General features: G+C 49.1%; 14 protein-coding genes. 3 read left to right on the top strand and 11 right to left on the bottom strand.

Annotation, left to right across the window (positions count from 1 at the left end):
- Nucleotides 1-2: 2 nt before the first annotated feature.
- Nucleotides 3-1,763 carry an ABC transporter ATP-binding protein gene (locus tag ACFVU8_RS21525; protein WP_387430080.1) on the bottom strand — a complete coding sequence of 587 codons (1,761 nt, stop codon included), beginning with the start codon at nucleotides 1,761-1,763 and terminating at the stop codon, nucleotides 3-5.
- A gap of 436 nt (nucleotides 1,764-2,199) precedes the next feature.
- Here ACFVU8_RS21525 and ACFVU8_RS21530 point away from each other — a divergent pair, with 436 nt between their 5' ends.
- On the top strand, nucleotides 2,200-2,826 hold the full coding sequence (locus ACFVU8_RS21530; protein ID WP_387430082.1) for an HAD family hydrolase: 627 nt from the start codon (nucleotides 2,200-2,202) through the stop codon (nucleotides 2,824-2,826).
- 294 nt (nucleotides 2,827-3,120) lie between these two features.
- On the opposite strand, the gene ACFVU8_RS21535 is transcribed toward ACFVU8_RS21530, so the two are convergent.
- The 8 genes from ACFVU8_RS21535 to ACFVU8_RS21570 form a co-directional block, all read right to left on the bottom strand.
- Entirely contained in the window at nucleotides 3,121-4,044 is a 924-nt protein-coding gene (locus ACFVU8_RS21535) for a copper amine oxidase N-terminal domain-containing protein (RefSeq protein WP_387430084.1), read from the bottom strand.
- Between the two features lie 183 nt (nucleotides 4,045-4,227).
- Nucleotides 4,228-5,625, bottom strand: coding sequence for a Fe-S cluster assembly protein SufB (gene sufB / locus ACFVU8_RS21540; RefSeq protein WP_175374200.1), 1,398 nt, complete (start codon nucleotides 5,623-5,625; stop codon nucleotides 4,228-4,230).
- A 26-nt stretch (nucleotides 5,626-5,651) separates the two neighbouring features.
- Nucleotides 5,652-6,080 (bottom strand): Fe-S cluster assembly sulfur transfer protein SufU, encoded by a 429-nt coding sequence (sufU, locus tag ACFVU8_RS21545; protein ID WP_066374069.1) that lies wholly within the window; start codon nucleotides 6,078-6,080, stop codon nucleotides 5,652-5,654.
- Nucleotides 6,067-7,290, bottom strand: a complete 1,224-nt coding sequence (locus ACFVU8_RS21550) for a cysteine desulfurase (RefSeq protein WP_379464979.1) — start codon at nucleotides 7,288-7,290, stop codon at nucleotides 6,067-6,069. Before ACFVU8_RS21550 ends, sufU begins: the two co-directional genes overlap by 14 nt.
- Entirely contained in the window at nucleotides 7,287-8,588 is a 1,302-nt protein-coding gene (gene sufD / locus ACFVU8_RS21555; RefSeq protein WP_379464980.1) for a Fe-S cluster assembly protein SufD, read from the bottom strand. Before sufD ends, ACFVU8_RS21550 begins: the two co-directional genes overlap by 4 nt.
- A 27-nt stretch (nucleotides 8,589-8,615) precedes the next feature.
- Nucleotides 8,616-9,398: a Fe-S cluster assembly ATPase SufC gene (gene sufC / locus ACFVU8_RS21560; protein ID WP_175374197.1), complete on the bottom strand. Its 783-nt coding sequence runs from the start codon at nucleotides 9,396-9,398 to the stop codon at nucleotides 8,616-8,618.
- Between the two features lie 401 nt (nucleotides 9,399-9,799).
- Nucleotides 9,800-10,261 (bottom strand): Dps family protein, encoded by a 462-nt coding sequence (locus ACFVU8_RS21565; protein WP_175374196.1) that lies wholly within the window; start codon nucleotides 10,259-10,261, stop codon nucleotides 9,800-9,802.
- Nucleotides 10,262-10,453: 192 nt separating this feature from the next.
- On the bottom strand, nucleotides 10,454-10,756 hold the full coding sequence (locus ACFVU8_RS21570; RefSeq protein ID WP_066374063.1) for a YunC family protein: 303 nt from the start codon (nucleotides 10,754-10,756) through the stop codon (nucleotides 10,454-10,456).
- 223 nt (nucleotides 10,757-10,979) lie between these two features.
- Between ACFVU8_RS21570 and ACFVU8_RS21575 the strand changes: the two genes are divergently transcribed.
- A complete protein-coding gene (locus tag ACFVU8_RS21575; protein WP_379464982.1) occupies nucleotides 10,980-11,495 on the top strand; it encodes a hypothetical protein in 516 nt (171 codons plus the stop codon).
- A 113-nt stretch (nucleotides 11,496-11,608) separates the two neighbouring features.
- Here the strand turns inward: ACFVU8_RS21575 and ACFVU8_RS21580 are convergent, their stop codons facing one another.
- Nucleotides 11,609-11,992, bottom strand: coding sequence for a DUF423 domain-containing protein (locus ACFVU8_RS21580; protein ID WP_379465524.1), 384 nt, complete (start codon nucleotides 11,990-11,992; stop codon nucleotides 11,609-11,611).
- Between the two features lie 168 nt (nucleotides 11,993-12,160).
- Between ACFVU8_RS21580 and ACFVU8_RS21585 the strand changes: the two genes are divergently transcribed.
- On the top strand, nucleotides 12,161-12,622 hold the full coding sequence (locus ACFVU8_RS21585; protein WP_387430086.1) for a hypothetical protein: 462 nt from the start codon (nucleotides 12,161-12,163) through the stop codon (nucleotides 12,620-12,622).
- A gap of 90 nt (nucleotides 12,623-12,712) precedes the next feature.
- Here the strand turns inward: ACFVU8_RS21585 and ACFVU8_RS21590 are convergent, their stop codons facing one another.
- Nucleotides 12,713-13,123, bottom strand: a complete 411-nt coding sequence (locus tag ACFVU8_RS21590) for a hypothetical protein (protein WP_379464984.1) — start codon at nucleotides 13,121-13,123, stop codon at nucleotides 12,713-12,715.
- Between the last annotated feature and the right edge of the window lie 80 nt (nucleotides 13,124-13,203).

A 13,203-nucleotide genomic window follows, 5' to 3' on the forward strand; every position in this document is an offset into this window, starting at 1 on the left:
CTTTACGCCTCCTTTCCTTCGGTTACTTTAGCGAGGTAATCTGCATATTGAATCCGGTACACATCCTGGTAAGGTCCAGGCACCTCGATTAACTCTTTATGGGTTCCCCGTTGCTGCACATGTCCCTCGTTCATCACGATGATCTGGTCAGCATGTCGCAGGGAGGAAATCCGGTGGGCAATAATCAGCGTAGTGCGTCCACGCATAACCTCTTGGAATCCACTCTGAATTTCATGCTCGGTCTCCATATCCACAGCGCTTGTCGCATCGTCAAGAATGAGAATCCGCGGATTCTTAAGCAATGCTCTCGCGATAGCGATCCGCTGCTTCTGACCGCCGGAAAGGCCCATTCCCCGCTCCCCGACCACGGTATCATAGCCTTCAGGCATTTCCATGATGAAATCATGGGCTTTCGCCAGCTGAGCTGCACGGATGATCTCTTCCATGCTCACATTTTTCAGGCCATAGGCAATGTTGTTGCGAATGGAAGAGGAGAATAAGAACGTCTCCTGGAACACGGTCGCAATCTGTGAACGCAGACTGCGGACATTGTATTCCCGGATATCCACCCCATCCAACGTAATATGGCCTTCGTTCACGTCATAAGCGCGCATCATCAGTTGGGTAATCGTCGATTTCCCGGAGCCAGTGCCCCCAAGGAAGCCGATGACAGACCCCGCTTTAGCTTCAAAATCAATATCCGTAACCGCCGGCATCTTATTACCGTATGCAAAGGTAACATGATTAAACGCTACATCGCCTCTGACTTCGTTATGAATCAGCTCCCGGGCGGTTTCGCTGTCCTTGACATCGATCTTCTGGTTCAGCACTTCAAGCACGCGCTCCCCTGAAGCCTTAGACTGCGTATAGTTGTTGATATGGAAGCCCAGACCCCATACCGGACCAATGATATACCAGATCAAGCTGAAGAATGCAACCAGCTCACCCAGTGACATTTTCTCGTGAATGACCAGTGTGCCGCCTACTCCGAGCAGGATCGCCACGCTGACCGATGCCAGCAGCTCCATCGCCGGGAAGTATTTACTCCACAGCACTGCGGCAAAAATCTGATTGTCCTTGTACCGTTCATTCCGGTGCGAGAACTTTTCGACCTCATGGGCTTCTCTGGCAAAAGATTTGACTGTCCGCACACCCGTCACGTTCTCTTGAACCGCTGTGGTCAAAGAGCTTAGCGCCAGGCGCATCTCCTGAAAAGCAGGATGGATCTTGGACTCAAACTTAAGTGCGACAATAGCCAGGAACGGCATCGTGATCAAGGTGATCAGCGTCAGCTGCCAATTGATCGAGAACATCATAATGGAGCCGAATAATACCATAAAAAATACGTTAAGCAACTGGGCGAATCCGAAGCCAATGAACATCCGGATTGCTTCCAGGTCCCCGGTCAGCCGGGACATCAGGTCGCCTGTCTTCGCCGTATCATAATAACGGAACGACAGGAATTGCAGTTTTTCATAACAGGCATTGCGTAGACGATACGCCAGGAAATTCCCCAGACGCCCGCCAAAGAATCCGTGTGCAAATTGCAGGCATGCTTTTACAATTACAACAACCAGCACGGTGAGAGCCAACACAGGCACCTCGGTAAATTTCATTGGAACAATAACATCGTCAATCAACCTTCTTAACAAATTGGGGGTTATAAGCCCCACTGCAGTTGCGGCAGCCAAGCATACAATCGAAAGAATCAATAAGTGCAGTTTCTCCCGATAAAAGCCCCGCAGTTGCCTGAGAACATCCATGTCTCTCCTCCTTACGCTTTACGAAGCGTAGCTGGCTTTCATTCTTAAGCCGGCTTCACAAGTATTTTTTAGCGCTTCCATTTTAGTGACTTTATGCAGTTTATCATCCATGTTTTAATGCGGCAAAGGGGAGAATCGACCGTATAACCCGTTATTTGCAATGAAAATGACATTTTCATAAAGGAAAAGGTCGCCTATGTCTTTAAATGCTTCCATTTCCTCTTGAATACTGTTGAATTAAGAATAAGCGAAATTCTTAGCACATGGACTTCCCGTCGGCATCTCCTTCTCTCCTCTTTACATAATGGGATTTACTAGCTGAAAAATGTAAAATTCTTCATCTTCCTTCCAAGTAAAAGAACAGCATGTAGCGGAACCACGTCACCCTAAGATATACTCGATCATGAACCTATACCAATTGGAGGGATGTAAGTACATGTATAAGACCATTATTTTTGATGTAGATGGAACATTAATTGATACAGAGATCGCCGTACTAGGTTCACTCCAAGCAATGCTTAAGTTCGATTACGGCAGGGAAAGTAATGCTGAGGAATTACTGTTTGTTCTGGGGATTCCAGGTTCTACTTCGCTGCCGCAGCTTGGCATCCATAATATTGATGAGGGTATGCAGCGCTGGAACGAACGGATGAAGGATTTTTACGATTCCATCAAAGTGTTTGAGGGCATTTCCGAGGTGTTGGAAACGTTGAAGAACGAGTCCTTTGTCCAGGGCATAGTGACTTCCAAGACCGCCGAAGAATTGCGAGATGACTTCATTCCATTTGGTCTAATGGATTATCTGGGCCATTCGGTCTGTGCAGATGATACGGAAAAACATAAGCCCCATCCTGATCCGTTGCTTGAATTTCTGAAGCGCTCTGGCGCTGAGGCAAATTCCTCACTCTATATCGGGGATACCTTGTATGATTATGAATGTGCCCGGGATGCCGGCGTTGACTTCGGACTCGCCCTGTGGGGCTGCAAGAAGCATGACCACATCCCGGCAAAATATAAATTTGAACGTCCAAAGGACATTCTCCGCCTGGCAAAGATTAAGTAGGGGGCACCCTCCCAAACCCTCCCTATAGGGAGGGCCCCAAGGGCTGCCAGCCCTCTGGACACCCGGAAGTGTACACCCGCAGACAGTGCGGCAATCGCGGACAGAAGCAGACGCTAGCGGGAGGCCCGGCCTTTTAAGCCTCGTCATGCGGTGCGAGCGTGATCTACGGTGATGCGGACTGCGGCGGCTCTCCCTTTGGGAATCGCCTTACTTCGGCGCATGAAGCTACGTTTAGATCCGGGGGAGCTACTGGCGACGGGACTGCGGGGGCTCTCCTTCTGAGAATCGCCTTACTCAACGAGCCTCTGAAGCTTCGCCGTTAATATCATAGAATCCAATCCGCGAAGAACGCTTTTGCCCGGATATCGTCATTTGTCCCTTCCCGTCGATCATACCAAAGGTTGTACTGGCCTTGGGATAATCATATTCAAAAAAAGCGATTTTACCGCTAATAGCCGGTATCTTTCCATCCTGGAGCCTTACGGGATAAGGTAAGAAGCTTAGCTCAGACTTGCTTGTCTGGTCTTCCAGATCAAGGGTAGCCGTCCACTTCAGCACACTCCGGTTATCAGTGATTTCATAGTAGCGGATGTAATCGGCCGTCCGGATGAAGAATTTTCCGGCTTCTCCCTCGGGAAAATAATAATGATCCGTCAGATCATCCTCATACCGGCTGCTCACGGCCAGGGACTTGAGCGCTTCGATCCGCGGAAACTCGATCGCAGCAGCACGGGCTTCAGCCAGCTTGGAGCCCGACAGCCTTGTAATCAGGGCATCCGATGCTTTGGCCACGTAGACCGTATGTTTTCCCGGTACCCACTGTACATAAGCGCCTGCGGCCTCAGAGATAAAACGCAACGGCACCATCACACGGCCCTGCTCCAATGATACAGCCACAGGCAATGTGAGTTTCTTGCTGCCTACCACCACTGACTCTTGTCCCGGAACCAAAGTGATTTTCTGCGACTTATTTGTAATCGTTATGGTCTTTGTACTGTTGTTCCAGGCAATGCTGACGTTTGGGAGCTTCTGCACAACGCCAAGGGGAACAATAACCGTATCATTCTTGATATAACTTTGAACATCTGTGTCGGCTGTTTCATTGTTGACAATCACAGAGATGGGAGATTCGGCAAAAGCTTTGTGCTGTAAGGAAAAAGACAAAACAGCAGCTAATACCACTGCATATCCGCAAGTGAGTAGAAGTTGTTTTAACATGAGGCCTCCTTGATTAAACACTATAATTAAACAGTACACGCTGTCTGCATTAATGAAACATCTAATATTTGGCATGATGACAACAAACAACAAACAAAAAACGTGTCCGCACAGCCTGGACGTTTGCACCTCCAAGTTGCTGCGGACACGTTTTATATGCCAAATCTTAAAGACAGCTCTTAATTAACCGATACTGCCTTCCATCTCGAACTTAATGAGACGGTTCATCTCTACCGCATATTCCATCGGAAGTTCTTTGGTGAATGGCTCAATGAAGCCCATGATAATCATTTGAGTCGCTTCGGCTTCCGAAAGACCACGGCTCATGAGGTAGAACAATTGCTCCTCAGATACCTTGGATACGGTCGCTTCATGCTCCAGGATGATGTTATCGTTCTTAATCTCATTGTATGGAATGGTATCCGAAGTGGATTCATTATCCAGAATGAGTGTATCGCACTTAATGTTCGATTTCGCACCTTCCGCCTGACGGCCGAAGGAAGCCAGACCGCGGTAAGTTACTTTACCGCCATGCTTACTGATCGATTTCGAGACGATAGTGGATGTAGTGTCTGGAGCCAAGTGGATCATTTTGGCGCCGGCATCCTGATGCTGATCTTTACCTGCTACTGCGATCGAAAGAACGGAACCTTTCGCTCCGCGGCCTTTAAGCACAACAGCTGGATATTTCATGGTCAGCTTGGAGCCGATGTTGCCATCTACCCATTCCATAGTCGCATTTTCTTCTGCAACCGCACGTTTAGTAACGAGGTTGTAGATGTTCGGCGCCCAGTTCTGAATCGTAGTGTAACGAACACGTGCATTCTTCATGCACAGGATTTCAACAACCGCACTGTGCAGGGAGTTCGTGCTGTAGATCGGTGCTGTACAGCCTTCTACGTAATGCACGAAGCTGTCTTCGTCAGCAAGGATCAGCGTACGCTCGAATTGTCCCATGTTCTCGGAGTTGATACGGAAGTAAGCCTGCAATGGCACTTCACATTTCACACCCTTAGGAACATAGATAAAGCTTCCGCCGGACCATACGGCACTGTTCAATGCAGCGAACTTGTTATCCGCAGGCGGGATAATGGTTCCGAAGAACTTCTTGAACAATTCCGGGTGCTCACGCAGTGCTGTGTCGGTATCGGTGAAGATAACCCCTTGATCTTCAAGGCTCTTCTGCATGCTGTGGTAGACAACCTCGGACTCATACTGTGCCGAGACACCCGCCAGGAACTTCTGCTCCGCTTCCGGGATACCCAGCTTGTCGAAGGTTTCCTTAATCTCGGAAGGAACTTCCTCCCAAGTCTTTCCTTGCTTCTCGGAAGGTCTTACATAGTACTGGATATCGTCAAAATCTAGATCATCCAGGTTGCCGCCCCATTTTGGCATCGGCATTTTGTAGAACTGTTCCAGCGATTTCAAGCGGAATTCAAGCATCCACTCAGGTTCATTCTTGATCGCTGAAATTTCACGTACGATCTCGGGAGTCAGCCCTTTACCGGACTGAAAGATCGACTTGTGCTCATCGCGGAAACCATACTGGTATTCCTCCATATCAGGCGCTTTCTTAGCCATGGTGTCAGCCTCCTTGTTTGCTGTTATTAATGTTTCTCTTCTTCGTCTATACCTTTACGAAGCGCGTTCCAGGCCAATGTGGCACATTTGATCCGCGCTGGAAATTTATTCACGCCCGAGAGGGCCTCGATGTCTTCATAGCCTTCGAACTCCACCGGTTCGCCTTTCATGAGGCCGGAGAAACGATCCGCCATATCCAGCGCCACCGCTACGGTTTTGCCTTTAACAGCTTCAGTCATCATGGATGCAGATGACATGCTGATTGAGCAGCCTTCACCGTTATAACGTGCATCCTTGACAACACCATCCTCCACCTTGAGCTGAAGCGTAATGCGGTCGCCGCAAGTCGGGTTGTTCAGTTCAATCTTCAAGGCATCGTCCTCGAATGAGCCGCGATTCCGTGGGTTCTTGTAGTGGTCCATAATTACGCGTCTGTACAAATCATCCAAGTTCATAGGTGAAATACTCCTTTGCCTTGATTAACGCATCCACCAGCCGGTCTACATCCTCTTCGGTGTTGTAGAGATAGAAGCTGGCCCGAGCCGTTGAGCTGACCTGCAGCCAGCGCATGAGCGGTTGGCAGCAATGATGGCCTGCACGAACAGCTACGCCTTCGGCATCCAGGACAGTCGCTACATCATGGGGATGCACATCCCCGAGATTGAAGGTTACAACGCCAACCTCGCGGTTGCGGGGTCCATAAATCGTCAGATCGTCGATTTGGGACAACCGCTGCTCAGCATAAGCGGCAAGCTTCATCTCATGACGGTGGATGGCATCCATCCCGATTTCCTGCAGGAAATCAATTGCAGCCCCCAGTCCGACAGCGCCAGCGATGATCGGTGTGCCGCCTTCGAATTTCCACGGAAGCTCTTTCCAGGTGGATTCATACAGGCCCACATCATCAATCATTTCACCGCCGAATTCTACGGGTTCCATGGCTTCCAGCAGCGCCCTCTTTCCGTAGAGGGCACCGATGCCGGTAGGTGCGCACATTTTATGCCCGGACAGTGTGTAGAAATCACAATCCAGATCCTGCACATCAACCTTAAGATGCGGAGTACTCTGTGCACCATCCACTACAATCACTGCACCATGACGGTGAGCGATAGCTGCAAGCTCCTTGATCGGATGGGTGACCCCCATAACATTGGACACATACGCGATTGCCACGATCTTGGTCCGGTCTGTAATGGTTTTCTCCGCATCCTCCAAGGTTATGTTGCCATCTTGTTGCAGCGGGATATACTTCAGAGTCGCTCCTGTCTTCTTAGCAAGCTGCTGCCAAGGGATCAAGTTGCTGTGATGCTCCATTTGGGTGAGCACAATCTCATCGCCTTCGCCAACATTGGCAGGGCCATACGAGGAAGCAACCAGATTCAGAGCAGTCGTGGTACCACGTGTGAAAATAATTTCCTTCGTGCTCCGCGCATTGATGAACTTGGCAAGCTTCTCACGCGCGCCTTCATAGGCATCCGTTGCCCGGCTGCCCAGAGTGTGCACCCCGCGGTGCACATTGGCATTGTCCCATTCATAATAATGCTTGAGCGCCTCAATCACCTGGCGCGGCTTCTGCGAAGTTGCCGCACTGTCCAGATACACGAGCGGATGCCCGTTAATATTCTGGTTCAGGATAGGGAACTGTTCGCGGATGGTGCTATTCATTGTCCTAACTTCCTTTCCACTAGGGATTGGAGCTGGGTCCGCAGTCCCTCCAGTGGAATTTGAGACACGACAGGTGCCAGGAAGCCGTAGATGATCAATGCTTCCGCGTCACGTCTGGAGATTCCGCGGGACATCAGGTAGTAGACCTGCTCGGGATTGACCTGTCCTACGGAAGCGGCATGGCCTGCTGTAACATCATCTTCATCTATCAGCAGAATCGGGTTAGCGTCGCCGCGTGCTTTTGGACTCAGCATCAGGACTTTTTCTGTCTGCTGACCGTCTGCACGGGTTGCGCCCTTCTCGATCTTGGTAATTCCGTTAATGATCGAATTAGCTTCCTCACGCATTACTGCACGAGTGATCATGTCACTTGGTGTGTTTTTTCCAAAATGCTGTGCTTGTGTAGTATAGTTCAGCTTCTGTGAACCAGAACCTACAGCAATAACTTTAGCATCCGAGCTTGAGCCATTACCCTTCAGGATCGACTTAGTATCACTTGCTGTATGGCCATAGTTCATCTCGCCGACGATCCATTCAATCGTTCCATCGTTATCCACGATAGCACGGCGATAGGTAATATCCGCAGTATCTGCACCCAGTTGGTGAACGGTAGCATAACGCACATGCGCACCAGCACCAACGAACACTTCCACAGCACCGTTATGCAGACCGGCTTCCGCCTTGTCCGATACATAGTTGTCGACGTAGGTTACAGAACTGTTCGTGTCCGCAACAATCAGGATGTGCGGAACGAAGGCTGCTTCTGCGTCATCTGTAAGCAACACTGCCTGCAATGGCGTTTCAATAACGACATTCTTCGGCACGTAGAGGAACACCCCTCCGTTCCAAAGTGCAGCATGTAGCGCCGCAATGGAGTGCTCTTCAGGCTTCACGGCTTGATGCAGGTACCGCTGTACCAATTCACCATGCTCTCTAGCAGCAGTCTGCAGATCAGTAAAGATCACACCTTGTGCTGCGAGTTCTGGGGAGAGGTGAGTGTACACTGCACCAGAGTTGCGCTGAATAATCAGGTTGCCCTGCTCCTGGTCCTTCACCAGTTCTGCAATAGAAGCTGGGACTGCACTCAGGTCAGTCAGTGTTTGACTTGATTTATAGGTTCCGTAATTGTCCACATTCCATGGATCAATCTTGGTTTTTTCGAGTTTAGGCAGTTCAAGTTCGGCTGCCAGTTCCAGTGCACTCAAACGGCTTGCTTGAAGCCAGTTTGGTTCGCCGTTGCTTTGCGATAGTTCGCTCAGGGCTTTGGCGTCCACCGGAAGAATGGTTTGCGTCGTCATAAGTGGTCTCCTCCTTCCTGGCGTCTCTTAAGCTTCTTGTCCTACAGTCTCGTCTTCAATGCCCAGCTCTTCCTTAATCCATTCATAACCCTCAGCTTCAAGGCGCTGTGCCAGCTCAGGACCACCGGATTTCACGATACGGCCTTGCATCATTACGTGTACGAAATCTGGTTTGATGTAGTTAAGCAAACGTTGGTAGTGCGTAATAACCAGGAAGCCGCGCTCTTCGCTACGCATAGAGTTAACGCCTTCTGCTACGATTTTGAGTGCATCGATGTCAAGACCGGAGTCAATCTCATCCAGCACGACAATCTTAGGATCCAGCATCATCATTTGCAGGATTTCGTTACGCTTTTTCTCTCCGCCGGAGAAGCCTTCGTTCAGGTAACGGTGCAGGAATTCAGGGTTCATGTCGAGTTCCTTCATCTTCGCTTCCATTTGACGGATAAAGCGGATCAGTGAAATTTCGTTGCCTTCCTCACGACGTGCGTTGATTGCACTGCGCAGGAAGTCGGAGTTAGTTACTCCGGAAATTTCGCTCGGATATTGCATTGCCAGGAACAGACCGGCGCGTGCGCGCTCGTCTACAGCCATCTCCAGAAGGTCTTCACCTTCAAGTGTTGCTGTTCCTTCAGTTACTTCATATTTAGGATGGCCCATCAAAGCGGAAGCCAGTGTACTCTTACCTGTACCATTCGGACCCATGATCGCGTGAATTTCTCCACCCTTCATGGAAAGGTTAATTCCTTTCAAAATCTCTTTCCCTTCAATCGTCGCTTTCAATCCCTCGATGACAAATTCTGCTGCCATAACTGTTATTCCCTCCATTTTTCGTGATTTGCGAAATCAGAAAGCTGCATGTGTATTTAGCAGGGCGTTCCCTGATTGCCAGCACAATTAGATTGTATATCACATTAAAATTATTATAAATTGAAAATCCCTGATTATCAATGATTCTCATTAATTTTATTATAAATGAGCTTCTTTTACAAACGCTGATCTACAATTTTCAGGGCTATAGGACTGGCATCGGCGAACATTCTCTCCCTTCAAGCTAGATATACATGAATTATAGCTTTTGTGACAGAAGTCTACAAATTTTCATGAAGCGCATCCCTCAATCAACAAGAAGAGCCTCCCGCCGGGAGGCTCTTTTGAATCCTGAACTATCATTATTTAACTCAAAATGACTTGTCTGCTATCCAGCAGTTTTATCCCAGAAAAGAACGTAGCATCCATTGCTGCTTCTCCAGATCGCTGCGGATTTTGATGAACAGATCGGCTGTCGGCTGATCGTTTCCTTTTTCCGCCAGTTCAATCCCTTCCGTCAGCTCCTCCGATACAGTCGCGAAGTCTTCAATCAGGGTCTGAACCATCGCCCGTGTATCCTCCTTGCCCGTTGCTTCCTGGATGGTAGCCAGTTCGAGATATTCCTTCAATGTAGCGGCAGGACGTCCCTTGATGCTCAGCAGGCGCTCCGCCACCTCATCCATTTTGAGCGTGATATCGTCATATAACTCTTCAAATTTAACATGCAGGGAGAAGAACTGCTCTCCTTTTACATACCAGTGATAGTTATGAATTTTTACGTACAACACATTCAGGTTGGCTACCTCACGGTTCAGAATTTGTTCCAGCGATGCAGTATCGACTTTATTCGTTGCTTTAGCCATTCTCTATCCCTTCCTTATCCGTAGATTAACCGGCTGCAGGTTTCTGTCCGGCCTAGCGTTGTCTATTCTCCATTTACCCTTCCGTATGTAGGATGAACCAAGAAGCAGCCCCTTATGCCCCCTTCATGACATTCAAAAAAGGGCCCGCAGGCCCTCTGGACTTCTTATCCTCAGTAAAAGATATCTGGAATCTCAAAGCATGCGGAGCAATGCTTCCGATCCGGGCATACCCGGAAGAATCCCCAGATTTTCTGCTTCTATAGTTACTGACTCCAGTGGTGCTTCGAGTAGTTGCGACAACGTCCGCACGCCTACTGCACGCGCAGCGATGATCCCGCGGTCGCTCAGCTTCTCATTCAGCAGGCCTACGTCCAGGGCACCGCACATAATGTAACCCCGGCTTGTGCTGATGGTAAGCAATGTTGTTTTGGGGAGTTTGACTTCCACTCCGACCAGGACATGGCCCCCTACCGTAATGGGCTCCAAAGTAACCACAGACAACACCTCCTTGTTTTGACGATCCACGATGTATTTGTATTCATACCCAGCTCTCCGCGTGTGGACGATAGACCTATAATTTCCATATGGGCAAAAGAGAAATGAAGTCCGCGTTCCCCCATTACGAGGTATATGCTTTCGTCCTGTTTAGTGGTATAGTTTATTAAGCTTTATTATTATTTTGAAAGATCGTTTTCAAACGATTTGAGCTGGGGGAAATATGGACAAGAAACTGCAAAACACGGACGGTAATTATCTTTTCAACGTCGACATCCTGATCAATGCCCGTACCAACCCGCTTGCCTTGCAATATTTGCTTGAGATGTTGAACAACAATGACAAGATTACCGATTTTAACATTAATTCGGGCCTTGAATTGGGGCGAACAATAGACAGTCTTCTCCGTTCGGCTAAAATGGCTCTGCAGCAGGAGACTCCCCCTCCTACACCCATAAAATTGCCAGCGAAGCAGACGAAGAAGCAAACACCGCAACAAGCGGAGCCAAGCGCAGAGAAAGCTCCCGACAACGGGCCTTCCGATGTGCATGGAAAGATCCGTCAGTATATTCAGAATAATCAGTTGGTCCGCCTGAGAGCGAACCGCCGCGGACAGCAGGTATCCATTCCCTGCCGCATTTTGAATTTTGATGAGACAGACAACTCGATCAGCGTCTATCATGTCGATGAGAAGCAAGTGTACACCTTCAGTTTGTACGAGATCGACGAGTTTTCGTAAAGAACGGCATAACAGGCCAACAACAAACAAGCACCCGCCTTATCATCAAGGTCGGGTGCTTGTTTGTTGTTAAATCCAAGACATTCTAGTAAATAAGATCATATAGTGTGCGACTAGCGTTGAGGTTTGCGTGCAAAGGCTTCCAGTGCCAGACAGATCCAGCCTGCAATGAAGCTCACACCACCAAGCGGCGTGATAGCGCCGAGCACCTTGATTCCGGTGATGCTCAGGACATACAGGCTTCCTGAGAACAGCACGATGCCAATCAACAGCAGCCATCCAGCCCAGCGGAGCCGGGCACTCTCTCCCCATTGTCCCGCAACCAGAGCAATCAGTACTAAACCAAGCGCATGGAACATATGGTACTGCACGCCAGTCTCATAGACCGTCATGTAATGCTCGCTGATGACCGGCTTCAGTATATGGGCACCAAAAGCGCCAATAGCTACCGCCAGCATCGCCAGCAAGGCGCCCCAAGCCATAAATGTGCGTTGCATCATAGACAACTCCTTAGAATAAGCTTCCCCTATCTTAACGTATCACCGCAGATCATTTCCAGCCGGAATCCATGAACTTTTTGCGTCCGGAGACTTGCTTTTAACTCCACCTTATGAAAAAGTTAGGAGTACACATTTATTCATAGCTCTTCTAAAGGAGTGTAGCCTGTGGAGTATAATCCTCAATCGAAGCAAGAGCCGCTGGACACAGAATCAGAAGACAGGTTTGCCAGCGAACAACCGTCTGAATTCCAGCAACCCTATCACTACCAGGAGATGAAGCAGAATTTCAAGCATTCCGGGCCCGGCATCGCTTCATTCGTCATCAGTATGGTCACCGTGCTCGGTTACGTCATTGCTTTTGTGGTCGTAGGCGCGATGGCAGCCTCCGTATTCGATCAATCAGGAAATCTATTGGCCAGTGCATCTGAAGTCATTATCACTATTGGTATTTCCGTACTGATTCTGTCAGCCCTGAATGTGATTGGCGTAGTTGTCGGCATCGTCGGGCTCGCCCTGCGCAACCGCCGCAAGGTGTTTGGTATTATTGGTACCATTATCAATGGGGTCATCGTACTTCTTTTCATGATGCTGATCTCTACTGTCTTCGTCAACGCTGGCGGACTTTAATCACGGTAATTCACCGTAGACACAAACGGGTGTGCCCTCCTTTTCAGGAATGGCACACCCGTTTTCCTTTATAAGTACACTAGTCGTGCGTCAGCCTCCCGTATCTGCCAAAGAAAGGTTCAACAGGATATGCTGCTTTACACTCTCATCGCCTTCTACGGTTTTCTCCACATATTCAAAGATAACAGAGTCGCCTTCATTCAGGGTCTCCGGCACATTCTCCGTCCCGAGTCCCAATTCGAATGAAGTAGCTCCATCCTTCGTCTCAATCTCCACAGAATGGTTGTCAATCTGACCATTATAAATTCCAGTTCCCATGATTGCATCAGCTTCGGAACTAGGGGAAGGTGTGGGCTCATTACTTTCAGCCGGGGTCACTGTCGGCACCGGTGTTGCATTGTTGCCGGCGGGCTGAGCCGAGTTATTTCCGCTACAAGCGGTCAAAGCCATCAGCAATACAGCAGCTGCTGCTGTGGCAGGGAATAAACGTTTCTGTCTCATCTTGGCTGCCTCCTTGGGGTTCAGATCGTATTCTCTATCAAACTATTTAACCTACCCCATTATTAACGTAAACCTGGGAG

This window comes from Paenibacillus sp. NPDC058177, assembly GCF_042883835.1.
Lineage (GTDB): Bacteria > Bacillota > Bacilli > Paenibacillales > Paenibacillaceae > Paenibacillus_AQ > Paenibacillus_AQ agri.